Source organism: Microbispora sp. NPDC049125 (assembly GCF_040802045.1).
Taxonomy (GTDB): domain Bacteria; phylum Actinomycetota; class Actinomycetes; order Streptosporangiales; family Streptosporangiaceae; genus Microbispora.
Genome location: NZ_JBEZDW010000019.1, coordinates 104,715 through 130,008 on the forward strand (window position 1 = coordinate 104,715; position 25,294 = coordinate 130,008).

The window sequence follows — 25,294 nt, forward strand, 5'->3', positions numbered from 1 at the left end:
AGTCGCGCGGGCGGGCGTCGAACGCCCGCGTCCCGCGGGTTTTCACGAAGGTCGAGGAGGCGTGCGCGTGCGAGGTGACGACACCCCCGGCGGTGCCCTTCACGGGTTCGCGGGCGGGAGTGCGCACGTCGACGCCGACGACCTCCCCGACGGTCTCGTCGCGGCCGACCACGAGGGCCTCGTCCTCGTCGTCAACCGGGCCGCCGAACGGCTGACCGGGGTGTCCCGCGACGCCGCCGTCGGCAGGCACATCAGCGACGTCCTGCCGCTGCGCGACCAGGACGGCCGCGACTGGTGGAAGTGGCTCGACCCGCACGGCGGCCTGTCCACCCGCAGCCGCCAGCCCGAGCGGCCGCTGCACCTTCCCGGCCGGCAGGAGCTGCTGGTCGCCGCCAGGTTCGTCCGCAGCCCCGAGCGGGGCGGCCCCGTCGTCCGGGTCGTGATCACCCTCAGGGACGCCGCGGCCCGGGCCCGCGTGGAGCGCAGCCGCGCCGACCTGGTCTCCACCGTCGCCCACGAGCTCCGCTCCCCGCTGACCAGCGTCAAGGGGTTCACCGCGACGCTGCTCGCCAAATGGGAGCGGTTCACCGACGCGCAGAAGCGCGTGATGCTGGAGACGGTCAACGCCGACGCCGACCGGGTGACCCGTCTGATCACCGAGCTGCTCGACGTCTCGCGCATCGAGTCCGGCCGGGTCGAGATCCACCGTCAGGTCGTGGACATCCCCGCGCGGGCCCGCCGGATCGTCGCGGGGCGGGTGGCGGCGGGGGAGCCGGAGGACCGTTTCCGCATCGAGGTCCGTGGCGCGCTGCCCGAGACGTGGCTCGATCAGGACAAGCTCGACCAGGTCCTCGCCAACCTCGTGGAAAACGGGGTGCGCCACGGAGGCGGTACGGTGACGATAGTGGTGGAGCCGGTCGAGTGGGGAGTCGCCGTGTCGGTGCGTGACCAGGGCGAGGGTGTGGCACCCGAGCTGGTCAGCCGTGTCTTCCGCCAGTTCTGGCGGGGCAACGGCCGCCGCCGGGGCGGCACCGGGCTCGGCCTGTTCATCGTGAAGGGCCTCGTGGAGGCGCACGGCGGCACGATCAGCGTGCAGCGCGCGCCCGGCGGCGGCGCCGAGTTCCGATTTATCCTGCCCACCGGCACCCCTGACTTCGCCTGAGCCCCGGTTCTACCGGCTCCCAGGCGGGCGGGACGGCCCCGGTGGGCTCACCGGCGCCCATCCCTGCCCGCCGACGCGGCGGGGCGGAGATCACCTGGATGGGCACTAGACTCGACCCCGCTGAGCGCCCGGCGCTCGCACGCCCTGGATACGGAGCTCTCTCTTGTCGAACACCTATGACCCCGTCGAGGTGACGCCGTTGCACGCCGACCAAGTGGCGCAGGCGCAGGACGACGCCGTCGCCGCCATCGCGGCGGCCCGCGACCTCGACGAACTCAAGCAGGCCCGGCTCACGCACGCCGGGGACCGCTCGCCGATCGCGCTGGCCAACCGGGAGATCGGCGCCCTGCCGCCCGCGGCGCGCGCCGAGGCCGGCAAGCGGATCGGCGCCGCCCGCAAGGCGATCGGCGAGGCGCTGGCCGCCCGCCAGGCCGAGCTGGAGGCCGACCGCGACGCTCGCGTCCTCATCGAGGAGACCGTCGACGTCACGCTGCCCTGGGACAGGGCGCCGCGGGGCGCCCGCCACCCCCTCACCACGCTGCAGGAGCGCATCGCCGACGCGTTCATCGCGATGGGCTACGAGATGGCGGAGGGCCCCGAGCTCGAGGGCGAGTGGTTCAACTTCGACGCCCTGAACATCGCGCCCGACCATCCCGCGCGGTCCGACCACGACACGTTCTTCGTGGAGAGCACCGCCTCGGGAAAGGTGCTGCGCACCCAGACCTCGCCGGTGCAGATCCGCGCCCTGCTGTCGCGCCCGCTGCCGGTGTACGTGATCTCGCCGGGCAAGGTGTTCAGGACCGACGAGCTCGACGCGACCCACACCCCGGTCTTCCACCAGGTCGAGGGCCTCGCCGTCGACAAGGGGCTCACGATGGCCCACCTCAAGGGGACGCTCGACCGGTTCGCCGCGGTGATGTTCGGCGAGGGGATCACGACCCGCTTCCGGCCGAACTACTTCCCGTTCACCGAGCCGTCCGCGGAGCTGGACCTGCGCTGCTTCGTCTGCCGCGGCTCCTCGGCCGTCCCGGGCAACCCGCCCTGCCGCACCTGCAAGTCCGAGGGATGGATCGAGTGGGGCGGCTGCGGGATGGTCAACCCGCGCGTGCTGATCGCCTGCGGCGTCGACCCGGCCGTCTACTCCGGGTTCGCCTTCGGGATGGGCATCGAGCGGACACTGATGTTCCGCCACAACGCTGAGGACATGCGCGACATGGTCGAGGGCGACATCCGCTTCACCCTGCCGTTCGGAATGGAGGTCTGATGAAGGTCCCGCTTTCCTGGCTGCGGGAGCACGTCGACCTCCCCGCGGTCACCGCGCAGGAGGTCGCCGACCGGCTCACCGCCGCCGGCCTCAAGCTGGAGGCCATCACCTCGCACGGCCACGAGATCAAGAACGTGGTCGTCGGCCGGGTCCTGGAGTTCGAGGAGCTCGCCGGGTTCAAGAAGCCGATCCGGCACTGCCTGGTCGAGGTGGGGGAGGCCGCGCCGCGCGAGATCGTATGCGGCGCGACCAACTTCGCCGCCGGCGACCTGGTGCCGGTCGCACTCCCCGGCGCCGTCCTGCCCGGCGGGTTCGAGATCGGCTCCCGCAAGACCTACGGCCGCCTGTCCGACGGCATGATCTGCTCGGAGGCCGAGCTCGGCGTCGCCGACTCCTCCCCGGGCATCCTCGTGCTGGCGCAGGACACCCCCGTCGGCGCCGACGTCGTCGAGCTGCTCGGCCTGCGCGACGACGTGCTGGAGCTGGAGATCACCCCCGACTGCGGATACGCGCTGTCGATCCGGGGCGTCGCCCGCGAGGCGGCCACCGCGTTCGGTGTGCCGTTCCGCGACCCGGCCGCCGTGTCCCCGCCGGCCGCCTCCGGCGAGGCGTGGCCCGCGTCGATCGGCGACCCGACCGCGTGCGACCGGTTCGTGCTGCGCGGCGTCTCCGGGTTCGACCCGGGGGCCGAGACCCCGCTGTGGATGCGGGTGCGGCTCGCCCGTGCCGGGATGCGCTCGGTGTCGCTCGCCGTCGACGTGACCAACTACGTGATGCTGGAGCTCGGTCAGCCGCTGCACGCGTTCGACCGGTCCCGCCTGTCCGGCGAGATCGTCGTACGGCGGGCCCGCCAGGGGGAGACCCTGGAGACGCTCGACCACGTGGTGCGCACGCTCCACGAGGACGACATCCTGATCACCGACGACTCCGGCCCGATCTCGATGGCCGGCACGATGGGCGGCCTGCACACGGAGATCTCGGCCGGCTCGACGGAGATCCTCATCGAGGCCGCCCACTTCTCCGCCACGGGCATCGCCCGGGAGTCCCGCAGGCACAACCTGGTGAGCGAGGCGTCCAAGCGGTTCGAGCGCGGCGTCGACAGGGAGCTGCCCCTGGTCGCGTCGTGGCGTGCTGTACAGCTCCTCGCCGAGCTGGGCGGCGCCACGGCCGAGCCGGGCGTCACCCACGCCCAGGTCCAGGTCGCCCCGGTCACGATCACGATCCCGGCCGATCACCCCGACCGCGTCGCGGGCATGACGTACGGGCGCGAGGCCGTGATCCGCAGGCTGGAGCAGGTCGGCTGCACGGTCACCGAGGGCGCGGCGCAGACTCAGTCGGCCGCGGCGGAGCACGGCGTGGCGGCGACCGGCATGGTGTCCACGGGCGACCTGGCCGACCGGCTCGCGGTGCGCGGCGACGACCTGATCACCGTGACGCCGCCGAGCTGGCGGCCGGACCTGACCGACCCGAACGACCTCGCGGAAGAGGTCATCCGGCTCGAAGGGTACGACCGGCTGCCGTCGGTGCTGCCGGCCGCGCCGGCGGGCGCCGGGCTGACCGAGGAGCAGCGGCTGCGCCGCCGGGCGGGCCGTGCGCTCGCTCTGGCCGGGTACGTCGAGGTGCTGTCCTACCCGTTCATCGGCGCCCGCGACCTCGACGACCTGCAACTCGGCGAAGGCGACCCCCGCAGGCGGATGACCCGGCTGGTCAACCCGCTCAGCGAGGACGAGCCGTACATGCGGACGACTCTGCTGCCGGGGCTGCTGAAGACGCTGGCCCGCAACGCCGGCCGCGGCTTCACCGACGTGGCGCTCTTCGAGACCGGCCTGGTCTATCGCCCCGAGCCGGACGCCCCGGCCACGGCGCCGATCCTGCCCGTCCACCGCAGGCCGTCCGCCGGGGAGCTCGCCGAGATCGAGAGGGCGCTGCCCAGGCAGCCGCTGCGGGTGGCCGTCGTCCTCGCCGGCGAGTTCGAGCGGTCCGGCTGGTGGGGCAAGGGCCGCCAGGCCACCTGGGCGGACGCGATCGAGGCGGCCCGCACGATCGCCCGCGAGGCCGGAGCCGAGCTGGAGATCCGGGCCGACCGGCACGAGCCGTGGCATCCCGGCCGCTGCGCCGAGCTGGCCGTGGCCGGTGGCGGGGAGCGGGTCGTCGTCGGCCACGCGGGCGAGCTGCATCCCCGCGTCATCGAGGCGTACGGGCTGCCGCCGCGCACGGCGGCGATGGAGCTGGAGCTGTCGGCGCTGCGGCCGGGCGGCCCGGTGGAGACTCCCGCCGTGTCGGCCTACCCGGTGGCCACGCAGGACGTCGCCCTGACCGTCGCGGTCGCGACCCCGGTCGCCGAGGTGGAGGCCGCCCTGCGCGAGGGGGCGGGCGAGCTGCTGGAGTCGATCCGGCTGTTCGACGTCTACACCGGCCCGCAGGCGGGCGAGGGCAACAAGTCGCTCGCCTACACGCTGCGGTTCCGGGCGCCCGACAGGACGCTCACGGCCGAGGAGGCCACCGCCGCCCGCGACGCCGCGGTGGCGCTGGCCGCCGAGCGGGCCGGAGCCCACCTCCGCGGCGCCTGAGCACGAGATCGAGTGAAGGCGGGCGCCGGCGCGAGCCGGCGCCCGCCGCCATGTGGAGGACGGGTGCGTCACCTGCTGGTGTTCCCCGAGCGGGACAGCGCGGAGGAGGCCGCGGAGACCGTGGCCGGGTGGTTCCCTTCGCTCGGCGTGCCTCCCGTGGTGCGCGAGACGCTCGCGGGGGAGGACGACGCCGAGGACGCCCAGTGGGTGGTGGTCCTCGACGACCCCGGCGGCGGGCTCCAGCCCCAGGATCTGGCCCGGCTCGACGCCCTCGCCGAGGAGGGCGAGGGCTGGCGCGAGCCGGGCTGACCCGTCCTATCTGCCGTAGACCTCCAGCTCGTAGAGCGAGTAGCCGAACAGGGTGGCCCGCTTCACCCCCTGCATACGCACGTATCGCGCGCTCACCGGGCTGAACGCGACGTTGTCGACGCCGCCGTCGCCGCCGGTCGCCGAGTAGACGGTGGTCCACGCGGCGCCGTCCGCCGAGGTCTTGATCCGGTACGACGAGCCGTACGCCGCCTCCCAGTGCAGGATGGCCCGCGCCACCGTCTTGGCGGAGCCGAGGTCGACCTGCAGATACTGGTTGTCGCTCCAGCCGCTGGCCCACCGGGTGGCGGGGTCGCCGTCGACCGCCTTGGCCGCCGTGTACGACCCCTCCTGGCTCGACGCGGTGGCCGTGCCGCCGAGGGCGAGGTCGGTGACGTCGTCCCCCCGATGGGCGGGGAAGGAGACCACCTGCTGGTAGGTCGGCCGGTTCTGCCAGGAGATCAGCGGGTGTTTGATCCCGCCGAGCGGCGACTGCCGGATGGCGTCCGCGCACCACTGGTCGCCCGCCGAGCAGGAGTCGTCACCCGGGTAGGTCGTCGTGGCCGGCTCGGCCACCGCCGCGGCGAGGCTGTCCAGCAGGACCGTACGGCACGCCGCGACGGTGGCGCCGCAGAACTTCGACGGCAGAGGGGAGGCGACCGGGTCGCCCAGGACGGCCCGGATGTCCCTGTCGACGTAGCCCCACCAGCCGTACTGGAACGACGAGCCCTTGTGGGCCTGCGCCTCGTTGGCCGAGCCGGGCAGCGACGAGACGTCGCCCTGCTGGTGCCCCGATGGCGACTCGTTGATCTGCAGCGCGTTGACCAGCGACTGGTACAGCCCGTCGCCGAGCCCCGGCTTGAACTCCGCCCGCACCAGCTTCGGCCACCAGGCGTCGAAGACGCGGATGGCCGTCGCGTCGGCGTAGGTCTTGCTGCCGGGGGAGGTCTCGGCGCGCTTGGCGCCTGAGGACGCCCACGCCGACAGCGCGGTCACCGCAGAGGCGAGGGACGGATCGGTCACGGGAGCGCTGTTGATCACCCGGAGCAGCTTCGGCAGCACCTTCCAGCCGCGCAGGTCGGTGATCGCGGCCGTCGCCATGATCTTGACGACACCGGCCCGGCCGAGCGTGCCGGAGGCGAGGGCGGCCTTCACCGGGGCGTCCAGCAGGTCGGCGCGGTGCACCGGGCCGAAGCTGAAGTTGCCGTCGGCCGCGCCGTAGTCCTTGGCCTGCTTGTTGTTCCAGCTCACGAAGTAGTCCTGGTTCACCCCCTGCGGGTGGGTGCCCGGCGCGGTGTGGGCGGCCGTGTTGGTCGCCGGGTCGTACCCGGACCACTCGTGCGCCGCGTCGGCGGTCATCGGCAGGTTCGGGTCGGAGACGGGCGACCGCACCGGGGTGTCGCCGGACATGAAGTACGCCGAGTCGGCGGAGTTCACGTAGAACCAGTTGAAGGCGAAGCCGATCGTGGACGCCGAGTTCGTGAACGCGGCGGCCGAGCCCATCTCGGCTGGGTCGTTGAACATCTGGAAGCCGACGGCCGAGTCGGCCTCGTGCTGGTAGGTCGAGCGGAGCGTGGTGAAGGCCGTCGGCACACCGCCGACCGTGCCCCGCCACGTGACCAGGCCGTACTTGGTCCGCTCGATCACCAGGTCGTACGACCCGGCGCCGGTGGAGTCGGCGGTGTTGGGCTTCCACGAGTTGGTCTTGCGCAGCGTCTCCATCGCGGTGCAGGTGCCGTGGTACAGGTAGTGATCGGAGGAGACGGAGGGCGCTCCGCCGCCCGGCTCGCAGAGCGTCACCGCGTACGTGTCCGTGATGTCCTGGCCGCTGGAGGTGGCGCTCCACGCGTAGTCGGTGCCGCGGCCGAGCAGGACGTAGAGGTTCAGCCCGGCGAACGCCGCGCCGCGCGCCCGGACCCCCGGGCCGTTCAGCTCCTCCAGCATGAGCAACTGCGGCGCGAAGTAGCCGGTCTGCGGGCCGAACACGGCGATCGGATGCCCGCCCTCGGCCTTGGCCGCCGACACGACGATCGCGTTGGACATGTGCGGCTTTCCGGCCTCCACGGTCAGCCCGGTCAGCGCGCTCGTCCCCGCGGTGGTCGCGGAGGTGGCGGTGCCCTTCTCGTTCTCGGTGATGTCGACGGGCGCTGTGCCGGCCGCGTCGGGAAGGACCACGCCCGTCGCGCCCGCCGGGGCCGTCCCCGACGGGAAGCTCTGACCGTCGTGCAGGGTGAGCACGGTCTCCGGGTCGTTCTGCTCCCGGAAGGCCGCCCACACCTGGTCGCCGGCGGCGGTGCCGTACTTGGCCCGCGCGGCCACCCGGACGAGGGCCGACTGCATCTCGGCGCCGCCGCCTCCGCCGAACAGGCCGCCGATGACGCCCGAGATGGCGATGAGGTCGGTCATCGTGAAGTCGACGGGGCCGCCCGCGTTGGTGATCGCGTCGAGGTGGCCGGTCAGCACGTACTCGCCGGGACAGTCGCGGTTCGCCATGCAGTGGTCGATGTACGCGTTGATGCCGCTGATGTAGCTCCGCACGTCCGCGTAGAGCTGCGCGCCGCGCGGCCCGGCGGCCTGGAGGCGGTCGATCTGCGCCTGGAGGTCGGCCTCGGTGTAGGGGGAGCTGCGCCAGACGCTCTGCTCCAGGTCCCTGTTGCCCTTGGCTCCCCCCGCGAACGGCGTCAGCTCGCCCCGGCCGACGTGGCGCATGAGGTCCATCAGCCACAGGCGGTCCTGCGCCCCGGCGTACCCCGCGCCGAACATCGTGCCCTCACGGGTGGTGCCGGTGACGTGCGGCACGCCGGTGGCCTTGTCGCGGACGATCGTCACGTCGGAGCGCGGGCTGACCGTGCTCGCGACCTGACCCGCCGGCACGCCGAAGCCGCTGTCGTTGAAGAACGCGCTGATCTGGTCGTCGGTGAGCCCGGTGTAGGACGAGATCAGGCCGGCGTACTTGCCGAGCTGGTCCCTGCTGTGGGCGGGGTAGGTGCCGAGGGTCTGGTTGCCGAGGATGTCCACGAGCGTGGCGTTGCCGTTCTGGCCCGGCGGCAGCACGTCGGCGCACTGCCCGAGGCAGTAGTCGTCCGGCGGGTAGTACGGGCCGGCGGCGGCCGGCGACGCAGGCAGGCCCACGGCGACGAGGACGAGCGCGGCGGCGGCGGTGACCGCCCGTCGAAGGCGCGCGTGCATGGGGGAACTTCCCTTCGGGGGTCAGGGGGTGAAGGGACGGCCGTGGTGCGGTCTCGCGCGCGCTGGAACATGAGCGGTGCTCGAATCTGGACGATACGCGGCGACTACGCGAGGATCAATGGGCGAACACCTTTCGTGGTGGACGGACGCGGGCAGGGGATCTGCCGGCCGGGGCGATCGCCCATGAGATCGGCGTGGGGACACCGCCGCCGTTCGCGGTGGCGGTGTCCCCGCAGAAGGTGGCTCCTGTTCCGGTCGCCCCCGGGCGCCGGGCGTGACGACGCTCGCCTGGCGGCCGGGGGCGCCTTACGAGATCAGTTCGCCAGGACCCGTTGATGGATGTCGGTGACCGTCTTGCGGGCCGACTCCAGCGCACCCGCCTGCCAGGCGATCATGTAGCTGAGCCAGTCGCCCGCGAAGTGGACGTGGCCGGTCGGTTTGTTCAGCAGTTGGTAGCCGCCAAGGCGGGACGGCCAGCTCACCCAGGCGCCCTCGATGTTCGGCTGGAGCTTCCAGGAGACCGAAGCGGAGCACACCAGCTCGTCACGGTACTTGGCGCCGTGGATCTTCATGCCCTGCTCGATCGCGCGCTTCTCCCTCTGGGGGTGAGGGAGCGCGGCGTAGGCGTCCGCGTTCGCCCCAGTGTTGTAGTACCCGACGACGAGCCCGCGCCGGCCGCCGTAGCCGTACGAGGGATACCAGAGGACGGAAAGGTCGAGGTCGGTGTTGGTGATGCCGCCGTAGATGTTCTCGTCGGTCTCCCACCAGCGCCGGCGGTACTCCAAGCCGATCTTGCCGGACGATGTGACGACCGGAGTCGACAGGGCGGCCTGCACGTCGGGCCCGAGATTGTGCGGCGTCCTCGCCAGGATGTGCGGCGGCATCGCGGCCACGCAGAAATCCGCCTTGATCGTGCGCGTCCTGCCGTTCCTGTCCTGGTATTCGACCTCGACCCCTTCCGCCAGGTCGGTGATCTTCGTGACCTTCGAGCGTAGCCAGATCTTCTGCTTGCCGACGGCCTCGGCGAACGCCTTGGGGATGGCGTCCATGCCGCCGACCGGCTGGAACATCAGCATCGCCTGGTCGTAGCCGAGCTCGAAGGAGAATCGCTGGCCGACACCGCTGGCGAGCACCTGCGACAGCGACGGCACCGGGCCGAGTTCCGTGCCAGGCTGCTCACCCGCACCGGGATCGGTGCTGTATCCCCGGCGTTCGCCTCCTGTATAGGCGAAGCCGCTCGCCTTGGTGCCGATCGAGCCGAATCCGCGCAGAAACGTCAGAAGGCGCTCCTTGTCGTCCGCGGTCAGCTTGCCGTCCAGCGCCCCGGCGTCGGTGGCGGTCGACAGCAGCTCGGAGATGTAGCCGTACACGTCGGCCTTCGCTGTACGCCAGCGGACCGGCGAGGTCATTCCCGCGGCCTCGTTGAAGATGTACGCCTGGGCGTTGGAGTTGGTGAAGACCTCGAGCTCGACGCCGAGCTCGCGGCAGTAGTCGAGGGTGACCATCCATTGGGCGAGCCGGGCCGGCCCGGCGTTGAGGTAGAGGCCGTCGGAGAACCGGGCGACCTGGGTGGAGCCGTCGATCTCGTTGATCCTGTCGCCACCCCTGATCGTCCAGTTGCGGCCGCCGACCCGGTCGAGAGCCTCGAGGACGGTACAGTCGTAGCCCGCCTTGCCCAGCTCGTACGCGGTGGCCAAGCCGGCGATCCCGGCGCCGAGCACGACCACCTTCTTCGCGCCCCTGCCGGTGAGCGTGAAATCGGACGGCTGCGGGGGGACGAAGGCCGTACCGGTCGCCGCCTCCGCTGTGGGCGCGAGGCCGAGCGCTCCCATCGTCGCCAGGAGTGCTCCGGCCCCTCCAGTGGTGCCCACCGCGGTCAGGAATCCGCGCCTGCTGTAACTCACTGCCACCTCCAAGATCTTGGAGGCCAGTGTCAGCACGATCAGTTGCCGGTGATCGACGATCATGTTCCAGTCGGATTTCTCAGCATTCACCCAGACATGGCCTTCGGGGTGCTGACGTCGCCGGTATAGGGGGACATGCTCGCCTTGGCCGGCCAGATGTCGCCGAGGCGGTTCGCCCTCGCGACCATCGCCGCCGACGCGCACCTGCTTCTCGTTCTGGGACCGTTCATTCGCCGCCGAGCGGTCACTGGCCGGTCGGCGCGTTCCAGTCGACGAGCTGAACGATGACGCCGTTGGGGTCGGTCACCTGGAAGGCGCGTTCGCCCCAGGGCTCCTCCCGCAGCGGCATGGTGATGGTCACGCCCTCTTCGCGCAGGCGGGCCAGTTCACCGTCGAGGTCGTCGACGACGAACGCCAGGATGAGGCCGGCGGCGTGGGTGTCGCGCTGGTCGTCGGGCAGCGAGGGCAGACCGCGCCGCAGGAAGACGACGTTCATCCCGGCGTCCTCGCGCGTCAGGGAGGCGAAGCCGTCCGCGGCCATCTCCTCGCGGAATCCGAAGTGGGTGGTCAGGAACGCCGCGGACGCGGGCACGTCCTCGACGTTGAGTGATACGGCCGAAGCGGTGATCTGCACAGGTCTCCTCGGAGTGCGCGAGCTGGGCGACATCGATACTGTACGCCGTACAATGTACTGCGTACAACGTTTGAGAGCGCGGGAGGATGGTCCCATGCCCACCGAACGCAGCAGTGCGGGTGATCCCGCACGCACCCTCGAACTGCTCTGGCGCGAGCACGGCCCCGTGGATTCCCGACGCGGGCCGCGCCAAGGTCTGAGCGTCGACCGGGTCACCACGGCTGCGATCGTCCTGGCTGACACAGACGGCCTCGGCTCAGTCACGATGCGCAGGATCGCCCAAGTCCTGGGCGTGGTGCCCATGTCGCTCTACACCTACGTGCCGGGCAAGGCGGAACTGCTGGACCTGATGCTCGACACGGTTTACCGCCAGATGCCCCGCGCCGACTTTTCCGGCAAGCCGTGGCGCGAGCGCCTGGCCGCCGTCGCCCAGGAGAATCGGGAGCTGTTCATCCTGCACCCCTGGGTCGCGGAGATCTCCACGAGCCGGCCCTCGCTCGGGCCCGGTCTCATGGCCAAGTACGAACACGAACTCCGGGCGTTCGAGGGTCTCGGGCTCGACGACGTCGAGATGGACGCCGCCCTCACCTTCCTGCTCGGGTTCGTCCAGTCCGTCGCGCGTTCGGCCGCGGAGGCGGCCGCCGCCCGGCGGGACAGCGCGATGAGCGAGGAGCAATGGTGGGCCGCCAACGCCCCCCTGCTCGCCCGGGTTCTCGACGAGTCGAAGTACCCCACGGCCGTCCGTGTCGGCGCCGCCGCAGGCGCCGCTCACGGCGCGGCCTACAACCCCGAGCACGCCTACACCTTCGGCCTGCGGCGCGTCCTCGACGGCCTGGGTGCCCTGATCGACACCCGCGGAGATTAGCCGCCCGCGACCGCTGGCCCGGTCAACAGCGGCGGCCCGCCCCACGCGCCGCGCAGAAGCCGTATCGGTGTCGCGCCCGCTGAACGTCCGCCGCTGTTCGCCGGCGTCCCCTGCTGGTCCAGCTGGTCGTCACTCGGTCGGTCACTCGCCACTGCTCGCGTGAGTTGGAAGCGGGGGAGGACGGCGGCCATCAGGCCCACGGCTGCCATGCACAGCAGGCCGCCCGCCACGAGCGAGAACCGGGTGCCGCCCAGCTGAGCCATGAAGCCCGCCCTGGTGTCGCCGAGCATCGGCCCCGTCGAGTACGAGAGCAGCTCGATCCCCGCCAGCCGCCCTCGGTACTCGTCGGGATGGTCTGGTCAAAGAACAATGCACGTTGTGAATTTGCCGGGCCATTTTATCGATTACGGTCGAGACCGCCGGATTATCAGGACATTGGCGCCGGTCTCGAAACGATGTATTTCTGATCGGACAGCATCTTGCCCGTGAAAGCTCGTGATACCGTGCGGCGGTTAAGGCGCCGGATCGGGAGTAAGTTGATGAATTCTCGCACCTCATCGGCTGGACGTTGGACGAGAACTGTCAATTGGCTGAAGCGTCCGGCTGTCAGGTGGACCGGCACCACAATCGCGGCGCCCGTGATAGCCGGGCTCATCACGTGGGCGATTCAGAATATTCTGTCCGGTTCGTCGTCTACAGGTGCGGTTGGGGTGTCGTCAGGTCAGCCAGTGTCTTCCTCGCCCGCATACCGGGCTTCCGTACCCTCCGCCCTGACCGATACGCCTACGGCCTCACCCGTGGCATCTGCCTCGCCGTCACATACTCAAGATCAAGAGCCTCCCGTCATCGTTGATCTGGTACAGGAGGGGGCAGACGCTGATCACACGAGTCCCACATGGGCATTGGCCGAGCCCTTGCTTTTCAATAAGGTACAACTCGGCTGGATCACTCGCGTCACACTTGGAGAGAGAGGTAGTGACGCTTGGTTTCGACGTCATGCAGCAGCCCGCGACAGCAGTACGTCGATCAAGCTCGTAGTACGCGGAAACAGAGACAAGAAGATCCGCATCACGAACATCCGGACTGTTAAGAAATGTGGTCGACCGCTCAATGGGACTCTTTTTTATAATCCTCCTGGCGGGGCGTCGGATGAGCTGATTCGGCTATATTTCGACCTGGATAAGTCTCGACCGGAAGCGCAAATGCTGAAGGGCTTCGATCCCAAAGGGGGCTATTTCTCTCTCAGAACCGTCTCCCTGAAGCGGGATGAGGATATGGCCTTTCTGATCTATGCGTCCACCTTAAAGCACTATTGCTCGTTCTCTTTGGCCTTGGATGTGCTCGCCGATGGTCGTCAACAAACGGTGACCGTCACTAATCATGGCCAACCTTTCCGGATAACCGCTCTCTATACAAAGAAGGGTAAGGGTGGTGATGTAGATGCCGACGTCGAGAAGTACAAGTTCCTGTACGTTGCCGGCAATGGTGACTTTTCCGGCAAGCACGTCGATGAGTGGCGGCGGTGGGATCCACGTGAGTATGTCCGCGCCGAAGTGAAATGGTGGCAACGTGACTGACCCTTCGACCGTAGGGCGCGCCTGCCGGAACCCTCGGCTTCTTGCCACCCGTAGCGGGGCCGGCAAGTCTTGGATGTCTTCGCTGAGCATTTATGTCGCGCGCACGGTCAAACGGTTCGGCTGGATGTAGCCTGACTGGATCCGAGAACAGGGACAACTGAGGAGTAGCTTATGGATTCCCCTTCAGTGCCGTTATCGATGAACCTCCGGACGCGCATTCCGATGGGTTTGCTCGGGGCTGGGTCCTTTGGGGCGGGGGTCATTGCGGTTTTCGTCACGGAAAACGGAACCGGTGCGGCCGTTCTTGTGGCGCTCGGCGGAGCCCTGCTGGTGCTGGCGCTGCTGGGAAGCCCAATCGAAAGCCTTGAATTCGGGGGAGCGAAGCTACGGGTCCGTGCTGCCCAGAAACTGGAACTCGCCGACGCGTCAGAAAGGCGGGGCGACATCGCTGAGGCTGGCCGGCTTCGCGCGGAGGCCCAGGCACTGCTGGAGGCCGCTGGGCCTGTCGCGGCCGAGTATCGATCTGTACGCGCGTCCATGCCTGCCGGTCCTGCACGGACGCAGGCGATGGAGAGGGTCGTTGCCGATATACGTCGTCTCGCGGCGGAACTGCCGGTGGATCCCGTCGAGGTTCTGCGCTGGCTTCAGACGGGAACCGAGGAGCAGCGCATCACGGCATTGACGATAATGCAGGCCAGACCCGAACTGCGGAACTTCGACGCCGCGCTGGAGGCGATCGAACACTCGCATAGCGCTTTCGAGCAGTACCACGCGATGTTGCTCACCGTTCAGATGCTCGACGACCTCGACGAGCAGCAACGACGCCGCCTGGCTGAGGTGACCAAGGTGCAGCGCGAACTATGTTTTCGCGACGATGAAGATCGCCTGTGGCTCAGCGAACGCATCTTGTCGGGGGTGGACGCACAGTCGCGGTCCCTCTGAGCCCGCAGTAGCCGGGCACAGGCTGACCAGGAGCCCTGCGTACGCCAAGCGGCGTTTGAGCTACTGGGGCGATGCCGGCTGATTGTCAGAGCGCCGCGGGCTCGTTCGCTCGGCGGGAGCGTTCGGCCAGGGCGTATTCGTCGGTCCGGGCGTCGTACCGCCGGAAGCGGGGGAGGACGGCGGCCATCAGGCCCACGGCTGCCATGCACAGCAGGCCGCCCGCCCCGAGCGAGAACCGGGTGCCGCCCAGCTGAGCCATGAAGCCCGCCCTGGTGTCGCCGAGCATCGGCCCCGTCGAGTACGAGAGCAGCTCGATCCCCGCCAGCCGCCCTCGGTACTCGTCGGGGATGGTCTGGTTCCAGATCGTGCCTCTGAACAGGCCGCTGACCATGTCGGCGCCGCCGGCGACGGCGAGGAAGGCGAAGACCAGCCAGATGTTGGGCATGAGCGCCGCGACGGCCACGGCGGCGCCCCACAGGGTGGCGGAGACGATGACGGCCAGGCCGTGGCGGTGGACGTGGCTGGTCCAGCCGGAGGTGAGTGAGGCGATGACGGAGCCGACTCCTCCGGCGGCGTACAGCAGGCCGAGGGCGTGGGGCGAGTGCAGGTCGTCGGCGAGGAAGGGGAACAGCGCGTTGGAGCTGGCCAGGGCCATGGCGGCGATGTCGACGAGGTAGGTGCCCATGAGGTCGGGCCGCCGCAGGGCGTAGCGGACGCCTTCGGCCAGGGACTGGAGCGAGGCGGGGGTGGCGTCTTGCGACCGGGTGACGGTGCGGACCTTGACCAGCAGGGCGAGCGACGCGACGAAGGTGGCGACGTCGATGGCGTAGGAGCCGGCGGGGCCGAGGGTGACGACGACCAGGCCGCCGGCTGCCGGTCCGGCGATCATCGCGGTGTTGCGTACGAGGCCTTGGATGGCGAAGGCCGCGGTCATCCGGTCGAGGGGGAGGACGCGGTTGATGATGGCCTGTTCGCTGGGGCCGCGTACGCTGCCGAGCCCGGCGGCCATCGCCCCGACGAGGTACAGCACCCATACCTGCGGGCTGGGCAGCAGTGCGTTGATCAGCAGAGCGACCGATGTGAGGCAGAGGCCGACCTCGGAGAAGATGACGATCTTGCGGCGGTCGAGGGCGTCGGCGATGGCGCCTCCCCACAGCCCGCAGATCACCATCGGGACGAACTCGGCCAGGCTGACCAGCCCGACCGCGACGTAGGACTCGGTGAGCTGCTTCATCTGGTACGGCACGGCGACCATCGTGATGACCGTGCCGATCGCGGTGATCAGGCCGGAGCCGATCATCAGGCGGAAGTCCCGCGACTCACGGAGAGGGCTGAGGTCCAGCCGCAGGCGGCGGGCGAGGGATTTCAGAGACCGATCAGTGCTTTCCGCCACGATGGGCTATTTCATCGGCCGGGCCGGTCGAAGGCAAATCGTTTTCGCGGCTGCACGCACGGCGGCGGACGCCCTCGGACGCGCTGCGGTCAGGTCGCCCGGTGTCCGCACGCGTGGCCGTTCAGCTGTCGGGGAGTTCGGCGCTCAGCGCGTCGGCGGGTGGGACGGGACGGCGTGGCTCACGGACACCGGCTTCCCCGCCGGGGTCGTGACGGACCCACACGGTCACGCTGTCCCAGCGGGCCACGAGCGTGCCCGGCGCCGGGTCCTGCGCCGTCACGATGCCGTGCATCACCGGGTCGGGGCTGTCGGGGTCGGGGCCGACCAGCAGAACGCCGGCGGAATGACCGGCAAGCCACGCGTTCAGCGCCTGCATGCCGCGGAAGTCCGGAACCTCTGTCTCGGTCAGTTCAACGTCACCCAAGCCGATGGTACGTCCGGTCGAAGGCCTCGGCCAGTGCCCGACCCGGCGCCGCCGATGCGGGTCCGCCAGGCGCCGGCGTGTCCCGGACGGCCTGGCGGGCGAGCGTGCATGGCAGTGGTGGGCCGGAATGCGGTGTCAGCCACGCTTGCGTGCGGTGAGGAGGAGGTACTCCCATTCCATCACCGGCCCCCGCATGTGCCGGCGGGCCAGATCGTCGAGGGCCTGGTCCAGGGCGGCCACCCGGTCGGGGTCCCCGGCCAGCCCCCGGTAGACGGCGACGGTGGGGCCGTAGTTGGCCTTGAAGTAGTCACGGAACGCGCCGGGATGAGCGAACCGGTCGATCGTGACCGTCCGCCGCCGCGCGACGACATCGGTGACCGCGTCTCCGAGGAGTGCGCGTACGTGATCCTCCCCGCCCCACAGCGGAGGAGGCTGCGCGCCCGGCGGAGGCGCGGGTGCGTACGGTTTCATCGTCGCGAACATTTGGCCGATGAACCCCTCCGGGGTCCAGCTGAGCAGGCCGATCGTGCCGCCCGGGCGGCAGACCCGGATCAGCTCGCCGGCGGCGGCCTGGTGGTGCGGAGCGAACATGACCCCGACGCAGGACAGCACCGTGTCGAACTCGCCGTCGGCGAACGGCAGGGCCTCCGCGTCGGCCTGCCGCCACTCGACCTGCGCGCCGCGCTGGGCGGCCAGGGCCCGTCCCGCGTCCAGCAGCTCCGGGGTCAGGTCGCCGGCCACCACGCTCGCCCCGGCAAGCGCCGCGGGAATGGCGGCGTTGCCCGACCCGCAGGCCACGTCCAGCACCCGGTCCCCGGGCCCCACCCCGCAGGCCGTGACCAGGATCGGGCCCAGCTCGGGGATGATCTCGGCGGCGACCGCGGGATAGTCGCCCAGCGCCCACATTGCACGGTGCCCGGCCTTCAGGGCGCGGTCGGCCTCTGACGTGTCGATCTGCACGTTCATCGTTCTCCCTCGTCGTCATCTCTCGGTGGTCCGGGATCGACAGTAGGAACGGGAGGGAGCGCTAACCAGTACACGATCTGTATCAGGACGCGGCCGAGATCCGGTTCTACACTCCGGGCATGGGCTCCTCGTATCACCAGTTCTGCCCGGTCGCCAAGGCCGTGGAACTGCTCGACGAACGCTGGACGCTGCTCGTCGTCCGGGAACTGGTGTGCGGGACCGAGCGGTTCAACGAGCTGCGCCGCGGTCTGCCGCGCATGTCCCCGACGCTGCTGTCGCGGCGGCTGCACCAGCTCACCCGAGCCGGCATCGTGGAAAGGCACGTCAAGGACAACGACGTGCGGTACGTCCTCACCCAGGCCGGCCATGAGCTGCGTCCGGTGGTCGAGGCGCTCGCCGCCTGGGGCATCCGCTGGATCGGTGAGCTGGGCGACGAGGACCTGGACCCCAAGCTGCTGCTGTGGGACATGCACCGCAACGTCGACCAGACCGCCGTTCCGGACGGGCGGACGGTCGTCCAGTTCCGGTTCCCGGATGTGCCGCCCAGCGCCCGCCACTGGTGGCTCGTGATCACACCTGACGAGGTCGACGTCTGCGACACAGATCCCGGCCACGCCGTGGCCGTGACGGTGACCGCCGGCCTGCGGAGCATGGTCGAGGTCTGGCGCGGCGACTTGAGCTGGTCGGACGCTCTGCGCGTCAACGCGGTCGAGGTGCAGGGCCCCGAAGCGCTGCGCCGCGCCGTGCCACGGTGGTTCACCCTCCCGGAATGGGCCTCCGTGCCACGCCCCGTCTAGAAGAGCCTGTCTTCGAGTGATCACGTCCGGCGCGGGAGCTTCCGCGGTCTTGAGCGTTCAAGATCGAAATATGCGGCGCGCCGCGAATTGTCGGTGCGGTGGGACATACTCCGCCGAGCCAGGATGATCACCAAAAGGCGGAAGGCGTTGACATGGCACAGTTGCTGCGGAGGCTCGACGACGAGGTCTACGTCGAGTACAACACGATCGGGCTGGACGGCACCGACCTGCCGACGTGGAGCTCCCCCACCGACGAGATCTGGCACTTCGTCGCGGGCGTGCGGCTGGAGTCCTGGGACGCCGAGCCCGGGCCCGCGGACGCCTCGTGGACGCCGGTCAGTTCGGCGACGTTCGTCGCGGAGACCGGCGTGGTCGCGATCGTCTCGATGATGGACGGCAGGGGGCACGACTTCCTGATCGGGCCGCCCCGTTTCGAGTACGGCGTGGACATGTACCTGCGTGAACCCGAGCCGGGCGACGGGCATGCCACAGGTGAGTGCGACGAGACGTGGCTGCTGAGGTTCTGGCCGATCCGGGACGTCTTCGACCCGATCGCGCACGCGGCGCCGTTCTCCTACATCGCGCGCGGGGTGCTGTACTACTCGATCGACCTCGAGCCGGAGCAGCTCGTGCAGCCACCGGCGCGGCGGAAGGTGCCGGTGCCGGTTTCGGCGGTGACGGACTGGGCGTCGCTCCGCGTGGACCCGGACCTGGACACCTTCGACGGCTGGCTGCGCATGTTGCGCCGCAAGGCGGAGGGCAGGGGCGTCACCGTTCACGAGTTGCTGCGCGCGGCCGGGGTCGACATCGAGGACGGCGTGGACCTCACCCCGGCCTCCTGCACCCCGCCGCAGGCGCGTGCGGGGCGGTTCGAGGATCCGCTGATCGACCGCTACTACGCCGACCAGGCGCGGCGGGGCTCGTCGTCCGTGCATAACGTGGGCAAGGATCTGCTGCGCGAGTATGCCGACGGTGAGCGCATCGCCAAGGAGTTGTGCCGCAGCGGCACGCACACGTTCTCGGTGCCCGTCGAAGGCCGTGGCGCCCTGTATGCACCGGCGGGTGTCAGCCGGCGCGTGTGGCGCTGGGAGGACGACATGCTCGGCGGCGAGCTCATGGATGACGGGCTGACGGTGGATCGGCAGGTTCTGGCCAGGAACCCGTGGACCAGGCAGATCCTCGTCTCCGGCATCGTGACCGTCCTGAGGCGCGATCACGACAGGCATGGCTGTGACGACACCGTCTGGTACAGGGTGCGCGACGCCGAGCCGCACGAGGCGGCCAGGGTGTTGTGCGCGGAGGCCACCTGGGAGGAGGACCCGGATCAGCGCCGGGCCCTGGACGAGCTGGCCAGGGAGAAGCTGATCGATCTGCGGGCCACCTACAGGAGCCGGGAGAGGTGAGGGCCGGGCCTCGTTTCACGCCCTCGGACGATCCCGAGGCGGACCGACCAGCAAGATCCACCCGGCCTGCGACAGCGCTGAGCGCGCCGAGTACGGCGCTGGGTCACAGACCCAGGGTCTCCCTGCGCAGGTGGGTCTTGAGGATCTTGCCTCCCGGGTTGCGGGGCAGCTCCGCGTCCCGGAACCAGAAGCGCACCGGCACCTTGAACGGCGCGACTCGCCCGCGCAGGAACTCCTGCAGGTCCTCCGCGGAAGCCTGCGCGCCCGGCTTGAGCCGCACGACGGCGCCCACCTCCTCGCCCATCTCGTCGTCGGGGATGCCGATGACTGCGGCGTCGTCGACGGCGGGGTGTTCGAACAGGGCGGCCTCGACCTCCGCGCAGTACACGTTCTCGCCGCCCCGGATCACCATGTCCTTGGCCCGGTCGACGATGTAGACGAAGCCCTCCTCGTCGATGCGGGCGAGGTCCCCGGTGTGCAGCCAGCCGTTCACGAACGTCTCCGAGGTCGCCTCCGGGCGGTTCCAGTAGCCCATGATCACGATGGGCCCGCGCATGCACAGCTCGCCGACCTGCCCTGGCGGCAGCTCCGACCCCATCGGGTCGCAGACCTTCACGTCGACCACCGCGACCGGCAGCCCGATGCTGTCGGGCTTGGCTACGTAGCCCGCACCGGCGTTGTAGATGGCCAGCGCCGTCGTCTCCGTCATGCCGTACCCGTTGGCCGGTGTCCGGTCCGGGAGCAGCTCGGTGATCCGCTCCAGCAGCTTCGGCGGCGCGGGGGCGCCGCCGTACGAGATGGAGGTGAGGGAGGAGATGTCGTGCTCACCGAAGGCGGGGTGGGAAAGCAGCTGCCAGGCGTTGGTCGGCACGCCGCTCATCACGGTGACCTTCTCGCGCTCGATGAGCTCCAGCGCGCGACGGGGATCCCACTTGTACATGAGCACCAGCCCGCCGCCGGTGAACATCGTGGTCAACAGCACGGCGAAGCATCCGGTGACGTGGAACAGCGGGACCGTCAGCAGTGTGATGCGGCGCACGCCGGCGGCCGCGGCCGGGTCCTTCCCGGCCAGGGCGACGCTGCGCAGCATGGCGTACGCCACGGTCATGGGCGCCTGGCCGAGGTTGCGATGGCTGCCGAGCGCCCCCTTCGGCCGGCCGGTGGTGCCCGAGGTGTAGAAGATCGTCGCGGGGTCGTCCGGGCCGATCTCCACGGGCGGCAGCGTGACGTCGGCCCTGATCTCGCCGAGCACCTCGGCCCAGTCGGCGCCCTCCCCACGGGTGACGATCATGGGCAGGCCGCCGGACGTCAGCCGCGCGGCGCGCTCGCCGTCGGCGATCACGACCTTGGCTCCCGAGTCGCTCAGGCCGTACTCCAGCTCCTGCTCGGTCCACCAGGCGTTGAGGGGGACGGCCACGGCCCCGGCGGCGAGCACGGCCGAGAAGGAGACGATCCACTCGGGGTAGTTCCGCATGGCGATGGCGACCCGGTCGCCCGGGCGCACGCCGAAGTCGTCCACGAGCCGGTTGGCCAGCGTGGCGGCGAGGCGGAAGTGCTCCTCGTAGGTGATCCGCTCGTCCTCGAAGACGACGAAGACCTTGTCGCCGTGGAACCGGGTGGTCTCCAGCAGGGTCCGGAACGTCGCCGGGGCGTGCTTCCACGCGCGGATTTCGGCGTCCCCGGCCTTGACCTCCTCCATTTCGAAGAGCTGGCCGGGCGCGGTGAGCTTGGCCTCAACGTGTTCGTTCGTGATCGTCATCGCTGGCGCACTCCGCTTCCTACTCTCCGGCTTCCTGCTCTCCGGCGGACCCGTACATCGGGCATTCACGATACCGACCAGTAGGTACGGAGGCCAGGTCCGCGGCGGCCCTTACCGGGGCCGGGCCTTGATCGCGCTCTGCACCGCGTCGAGGAGGGTGGCGGCTCTCCGGTCCGGCACGCCCTCCTGGACGTGGTTCATGACGTAGCCGAAGGCGAGGCCGGTCGCCGGGTCGGCGAAGCCGAGCGATCCGCCGTAACCGGGGAACCCGAAGGCGGTCGGGCTGTGCCAGAAGCTGCCGGGAGCCGGCAGGCCGAAACCGGTGCCGATCCGGACGGGTATGCGCAGGACGCGGTCGACACCACTGACCTGCTCCTTGGTCGCCGCCGCCAAGGTCTCGGCCGAGAGAATCCGGTGCCCGTCGACCTCGCCGATGAGCGCGGCGTAGAAGCGGGCCAGCGCGCGGGCCGTGCAGATGCCGTTGGTCGAGGGCATCTCGGCGGACTGCTCGTCAGGGTCGTTGTGATCCAGCGGCGGCGTGACGACGGTCATCGACCGCACGGTCAGCGACGTGGGGTCCGCGTAGGCTCTCATCACCTCGCGCGCGGGCTCGGGAAGGGCGTCCAGGTCGATTCCGGCCAGTGCGTCCAGGTCGAGCGGGGCGGCGATGATCCGGCTGACCCGATGCCGCTCGGCCTCCGGCAGGCCGATCCACAGGTCCAGGCCGAGCGGGGCGGCGATCTCTTCGGCGAGGAACGTGCCGAGGCTGCGGCCGCTCACCCGGCGGACGACTTCCCCGACCAGCCAGCCGTAGGTCAGCCCGTGGTAGCCATGCTCGGTGCCCGGCTCCCAGGAGGGGCGCTGGGCGGCCAGCGCGGTGACCATCGGGTGCCAGGCGATCGCCTCCGCCGGGGTGATCGGGTGGTCGATCGCGGGCAGCCCGGCCTGGTGGGTGAGCAGCCATCGGACGGGGATGCGGTCCTTCCCGTTCGCCGCGAACTCCGGCCAGTACTCGGCGACGGGTGCGTCGAGGTCCAGTTCTCCCCGCTGGGCCAGCAGGTGCGCGCAGGCGGCGGTGACGCCTTTGGTCGTGGAGAAGACGACCTGCAGGGTGTCGCGCTCCCAGCGGCGGCCGGTCCCGGGATCGGCGATTCCGCCCCACAGATCGACGACTTTCCGGCCGTGCAGGTAGACGCCGACCGCGGCGCCGACTTCCTGGCCGCCGGCCAGATTGGCCGCGAACGCCTCACGCACTCCTTCGAATCCCGGTGCGGTTTCCCCGCCGATTTCGTGCATGCGTCATCGCCTTCTGTTTCGCTGTGTGCCAGGAAGCCCTACGTGCGCCATTTCTCGATGAGCCAGGCGCAGATCTCCGGCTCGGTCATCTCGGGGAACTCCTCGGCGAACGTGACGAGTGCGCGCATCGCTTCGTCTCGGTCCAGCCCGCGTGCCGCTGCCTGCCTGAGGTATTCCTGACGTGCGGCGGAAGGACGGCCTCCGCCCGCGCCGCGGCCCGGCAGGCCGTCGCGCCACCGGACGATCTCCGCGAGCCGGTCGGCCCGCCAGCCGGGAACTCCGTCGACCTCGACGTCGGGCTCGGGAAACGGGTGATTCGAATCGCTCGGATAGCGGGAGCGCCACTTGTGCACCGCGTGCCGGCTCACTCCCAGCGCCTCGCCGATGCCGAGAACACCGAGGAAGTGCTGGGTCATGGTGCACCAACTTGCCGGGCCGCCGGAATACGTAGTCTCAGGTGTAGACGACGATAAAGCCATCCCTGAAACGTCGTCAACGGTGGAGACGAATTATTCCGGAAGGTGAACACGCCGGAAACCCGGATTGCATCGTCATGCCGGACGATGCATACTCTAGAGAGCAAGATGATGCACGACGTTGCATGAAGATGCAGGAGGGGTGATGAGGGCTGCGATCGCCGGAGCGAGCGGCTACGCGGGGGGCGAGCTGCTCCGCCTGCTCCTCGGCCACCCCGAATTCGAGATCGGCGCGCTGACCGCCGCCTCCAGCGCGGGCACGCGACTGGGCGAGCACCAGCCGCACCTGCCGGCACTCGCCGGGCGGGTCATCCAGGAGACCGGCCCCGCCGTCCTCGGCGGCCACGACGTCGTCTTCCTCGCGCTGCCGCACGGCCAGTCCGCCGCGGTCGCCGCCGAGCTGGGCGACGGCGTCCTCGTCGTCGACTGCGGCGCCGACTTCCGGCTGGCCAGCGCCCTCGACTGGACCCACTTCTACGGCGGCACGCACGCGGGGACCTGGCCGTACGGCCTGCCGGAGCTGCCCGGCGCGCGCGACGCCCTGCGAGGCGCCCGGCGGATCGCCGTGCCCGGCTGCTACCCGACCGCGGCGACGCTCGCGCTGCTCCCCGCCTTCGCCGCCGGGCTCGCCGAGCCCGACGTGGTGGTGGTCGCGGCCAGCGGCACCTCCGGTGCCGGCCGCTCACCCAAGGCCCACCTGCTGGGCAGCGAGGTCATGGGCTCGGTCAGCGCGTACGGCGCCGGGGGAGTGCACCGGCACACGCCGGAGATGGAGCAGAACCTCTCCTCCGTGGCCGGGCGGCCGGTCCGGGTGTCGTTCACCCCCACCCTGGCCCCCATGAGCCGCGGCATCCTCGCCACCTGTACGGCTCCCGCCGCGCCGGGCGTAACCGCCGTCGCGCTCCGGGAGGCGTACGAGACGGCGGTGAAGGACGAGCCGTTCCTGCGCCTGCTGCCCGAGGGCGCCTGGCCGGCCACCGCGATGACCTCCGGCGCCAACACCGCCGTCCTCCAGGTGGCCCTCGACGAGCGGGCCGGCCGGATCGTGGCGATCAGCGCGATCGACAACCTCACCAAGGGCACGGCGGGCGGCGCGATCCAGAGCGCCAACCTCGCCCTCGGCCTGCCGGAGGAGCTGGGCCTGCCCGTGAACGGCCTGGCCCCATGAGCACAGACGTGAACGCAGCCCCCCGATTCGAGGAGAGTCAATGAGCGTCACCGCGCCGCTGGGCTTCCGCGCCGCCGGGGTCGTCGCCGGGATCAAGAGCGGCGGCACCCGCGACCTCGCCCTGGTCGTCAACGACGGGCCGTCCCGCGCCGCGGCGGGCGTCTTCACCCGCAACCGCGTCAAGGCCGCCCCCGTGCTGTGGTCCGCCCAGGTCGTGCAGGGCGGCCGGGTCGGCGCGGTGGTGCTCAACTCGGGCGGCGCGAACGCCTGCACCGGGCCCGCCGGCTTCCAGGACGCCCACGCGACGGCCGAGAAGGTGGCCGAGGTCCTCGGCGACTCGGCGGCGGAGGTCGTGGTCTGCTCCACCGGCCTGATCGGCGAGCGGCTGCCCATGGAGCCGCTGCTCGCCGGGATCGGGGAGGCGGCCGGGCGGCTGTCCCGCGACGGCGGCCTGGCGGCGGCCGACGCCATCCGGACGACCGACACGGTCGGCAAGATCTCCTTCCGCCGGGGCGAGGGGGGCTACATGGTGGGCGGCATGGCCAAGGGCGCGGGCATGCTCGCTCCCGGCCTGGCCACCATGCTGTGCGTGCTCACCACGGACGCCGACGTCACCGCCGCCGACCTGGACGCGGTGCTCCGCAGGGCGACCTCGGTGACGTTCGACCGGCTCGACACCGACGGCTGCATGTCCACCAACGACACCGTGCTGCTGCTGGCCAGCGCCGCCTCGGGGGTGACGCCCGCCCTGGCCGAGTTCGAGAAGGTCGTCACCGCCGTCTGCGCCGACCTGGCCCGGCAGCTCCTGGTCGACGCCGAGGGCGCGACCAAGGCGATCGCCATCGAGGTGGTCGGGGCGGCGTCGGAGGACGACGCGGTGACGGTGGGCCGGTCGGTCGCCCGGTCCAACCTGCTCAAGTGCGCCATCTACGGGGAGGACCCGAACTGGGGGCGCGTCGTCAGCGCCGTCGGCACGACCGACGCGGCCTTCGAGCCCGACCGGCTCAACGTGGCGATCAACGGCATCTGGATCTGCAGGGGCGGCGCGGCGGGCGACGACCGCTCCAAGGTCGACCTGCGGCCCCGCGACGTGACGATCACCGTCGACCTGTCCGCCGGGCCGCACTCGGCGACCGTACACACCACGGACCTCACCGCGGCCTACGTCCACGAGAACTCGGCGTACTCCTCATGAGCGC

General features: G+C 70.5%; 21 protein-coding genes. 11 read left to right on the forward strand and 10 right to left on the reverse strand.

Annotated features, from left to right (window positions below):
- Nucleotides 1-67: 67 nt before the first annotated feature.
- From AB0B72_RS22555 to AB0B72_RS22570, 4 genes are all read left to right on the forward strand, one after another.
- On the forward strand, nt 68-1,162 hold the full coding sequence (locus AB0B72_RS22555) for an ATP-binding protein (protein ID WP_367740852.1): 1,095 nt from the start codon (nt 68-70) through the stop codon (nt 1,160-1,162).
- Between the two features lie 163 nt (nt 1,163-1,325).
- On the forward strand, nt 1,326-2,426 hold the full coding sequence (pheS, locus tag AB0B72_RS22560; protein ID WP_367740853.1) for a phenylalanine--tRNA ligase subunit alpha: 1,101 nt from the start codon (nt 1,326-1,328) through the stop codon (nt 2,424-2,426).
- On the forward strand, nt 2,426-4,996 hold the full coding sequence (locus tag AB0B72_RS22565) for a phenylalanine--tRNA ligase subunit beta (RefSeq protein ID WP_367740854.1): 2,571 nt from the start codon (nt 2,426-2,428) through the stop codon (nt 4,994-4,996). Before pheS ends, AB0B72_RS22565 begins: the two co-directional genes overlap by 1 nt.
- Nucleotides 4,997-5,059: 63 nt before the next feature.
- Entirely contained in the window at nt 5,060-5,305 is a 246-nt protein-coding gene (locus AB0B72_RS22570) for a hypothetical protein (protein WP_367740855.1), read from the forward strand.
- 6 nt (nt 5,306-5,311) lie between these two features.
- Here the strand turns inward: AB0B72_RS22570 and AB0B72_RS22575 are convergent, their stop codons facing one another.
- The 3 genes from AB0B72_RS22575 to AB0B72_RS22585 all read right to left on the reverse strand — a co-directional run bounded on the left by AB0B72_RS22575 (nt 5,312) and on the right by AB0B72_RS22585 (nt 11,029).
- The gene (locus AB0B72_RS22575) at nt 5,312-8,491 is read right to left on the reverse strand and encodes a penicillin acylase family protein (RefSeq protein ID WP_367740856.1); all 3,180 of its coding nucleotides are present in this window, start codon (nt 8,489-8,491) and stop codon (nt 5,312-5,314) included.
- Between the two features lie 314 nt (nt 8,492-8,805).
- Entirely contained in the window at nt 8,806-10,485 is a 1,680-nt protein-coding gene (locus AB0B72_RS22580; protein WP_367740857.1) for an FAD-dependent oxidoreductase, read from the reverse strand.
- Nucleotides 10,486-10,639: 154 nt separating this feature from the next.
- Complete coding sequence (locus tag AB0B72_RS22585) at nt 10,640-11,029, reverse strand: VOC family protein (protein WP_367740858.1); 390 nt, start codon at nt 11,027-11,029, stop codon at nt 10,640-10,642.
- A 94-nt stretch (nt 11,030-11,123) separates the two neighbouring features.
- Here AB0B72_RS22585 and AB0B72_RS22590 point away from each other — a divergent pair, with 94 nt between their 5' ends.
- Nucleotides 11,124-11,894, forward strand: a complete 771-nt coding sequence (locus AB0B72_RS22590) for a TetR/AcrR family transcriptional regulator (protein WP_367740859.1) — start codon at nt 11,124-11,126, stop codon at nt 11,892-11,894.
- On the opposite strand, the gene AB0B72_RS22595 is transcribed toward AB0B72_RS22590, so the two are convergent.
- The gene (locus AB0B72_RS22595) at nt 11,891-12,157 is read right to left on the reverse strand and encodes a hypothetical protein (protein WP_367740860.1); all 267 of its coding nucleotides are present in this window, start codon (nt 12,155-12,157) and stop codon (nt 11,891-11,893) included. The genes AB0B72_RS22590 and AB0B72_RS22595 overlap by 4 nt on opposite strands.
- Before the next feature lie 534 nt (nt 12,158-12,691).
- Between AB0B72_RS22595 and AB0B72_RS22600 the strand changes: the two genes are divergently transcribed.
- Nucleotides 12,692-13,471: a hypothetical protein gene (locus AB0B72_RS22600; RefSeq protein ID WP_367740861.1), complete on the forward strand. Its 780-nt coding sequence runs from the start codon at nt 12,692-12,694 to the stop codon at nt 13,469-13,471.
- Nucleotides 13,472-13,642: 171 nt separating this feature from the next.
- Complete coding sequence (locus AB0B72_RS22605; protein WP_367740862.1) at nt 13,643-14,413, forward strand: hypothetical protein; 771 nt, start codon at nt 13,643-13,645, stop codon at nt 14,411-14,413.
- 85 nt (nt 14,414-14,498) lie between these two features.
- Here AB0B72_RS22605 and AB0B72_RS22610 read toward each other — a convergent pair whose 3' ends face one another.
- The 3 genes from AB0B72_RS22610 to AB0B72_RS22620 all read right to left on the reverse strand — a co-directional run bounded on the left by AB0B72_RS22610 (nt 14,499) and on the right by AB0B72_RS22620 (nt 17,196).
- Complete coding sequence (locus AB0B72_RS22610; protein ID WP_367740863.1) at nt 14,499-15,806, reverse strand: MFS transporter; 1,308 nt, start codon at nt 15,804-15,806, stop codon at nt 14,499-14,501.
- A gap of 121 nt (nt 15,807-15,927) precedes the next feature.
- Nucleotides 15,928-16,230, reverse strand: coding sequence for a PASTA domain-containing protein (locus AB0B72_RS22615; protein ID WP_367740864.1), 303 nt, complete (start codon nt 16,228-16,230; stop codon nt 15,928-15,930).
- Between the two features lie 135 nt (nt 16,231-16,365).
- On the reverse strand, nt 16,366-17,196 hold the full coding sequence (locus tag AB0B72_RS22620; protein ID WP_367740865.1) for a class I SAM-dependent methyltransferase: 831 nt from the start codon (nt 17,194-17,196) through the stop codon (nt 16,366-16,368).
- Nucleotides 17,197-17,315: 119 nt separating this feature from the next.
- Between AB0B72_RS22620 and AB0B72_RS22625 the strand changes: the two genes are divergently transcribed.
- Together AB0B72_RS22625 and AB0B72_RS22630 are read left to right on the forward strand one after the other, a co-directional pair.
- Nucleotides 17,316-17,993 carry a winged helix-turn-helix transcriptional regulator gene (locus AB0B72_RS22625; protein ID WP_367740866.1) on the forward strand — a complete coding sequence of 226 codons (678 nt, stop codon included), beginning with the start codon at nt 17,316-17,318 and terminating at the stop codon, nt 17,991-17,993.
- A gap of 152 nt (nt 17,994-18,145) precedes the next feature.
- On the forward strand, nt 18,146-19,396 hold the full coding sequence (locus tag AB0B72_RS22630) for a hypothetical protein (RefSeq protein WP_367740867.1): 1,251 nt from the start codon (nt 18,146-18,148) through the stop codon (nt 19,394-19,396).
- Between the two features lie 103 nt (nt 19,397-19,499).
- Here the strand turns inward: AB0B72_RS22630 and AB0B72_RS22635 are convergent, their stop codons facing one another.
- The 3 genes from AB0B72_RS22635 to AB0B72_RS22645 form a co-directional block, all read right to left on the reverse strand.
- A complete protein-coding gene (locus AB0B72_RS22635; protein WP_367740868.1) occupies nt 19,500-21,155 on the reverse strand; it encodes a class I adenylate-forming enzyme family protein in 1,656 nt (551 codons plus the stop codon).
- A 111-nt stretch (nt 21,156-21,266) separates the two neighbouring features.
- A complete protein-coding gene (locus AB0B72_RS22640; protein ID WP_367740869.1) occupies nt 21,267-22,451 on the reverse strand; it encodes a serine hydrolase domain-containing protein in 1,185 nt (394 codons plus the stop codon).
- 38 nt (nt 22,452-22,489) lie between these two features.
- A complete protein-coding gene (locus AB0B72_RS22645; protein ID WP_367740870.1) occupies nt 22,490-22,867 on the reverse strand; it encodes a hypothetical protein in 378 nt (125 codons plus the stop codon).
- 205 nt (nt 22,868-23,072) lie between these two features.
- Here AB0B72_RS22645 and argC point away from each other — a divergent pair, with 205 nt between their 5' ends.
- Nucleotides 23,073-24,095 carry an N-acetyl-gamma-glutamyl-phosphate reductase gene (argC, locus tag AB0B72_RS22650; protein WP_367740871.1) on the forward strand — a complete coding sequence of 341 codons (1,023 nt, stop codon included), beginning with the start codon at nt 23,073-23,075 and terminating at the stop codon, nt 24,093-24,095.
- 40 nt (nt 24,096-24,135) lie between these two features.
- Nucleotides 24,136-25,290 (forward strand): bifunctional glutamate N-acetyltransferase/amino-acid acetyltransferase ArgJ, encoded by a 1,155-nt coding sequence (gene argJ, locus AB0B72_RS22655; protein WP_367740872.1) that lies wholly within the window; start codon nt 24,136-24,138, stop codon nt 25,288-25,290.
- Nucleotides 25,291-25,294 lie beyond the last annotated feature (4 nt).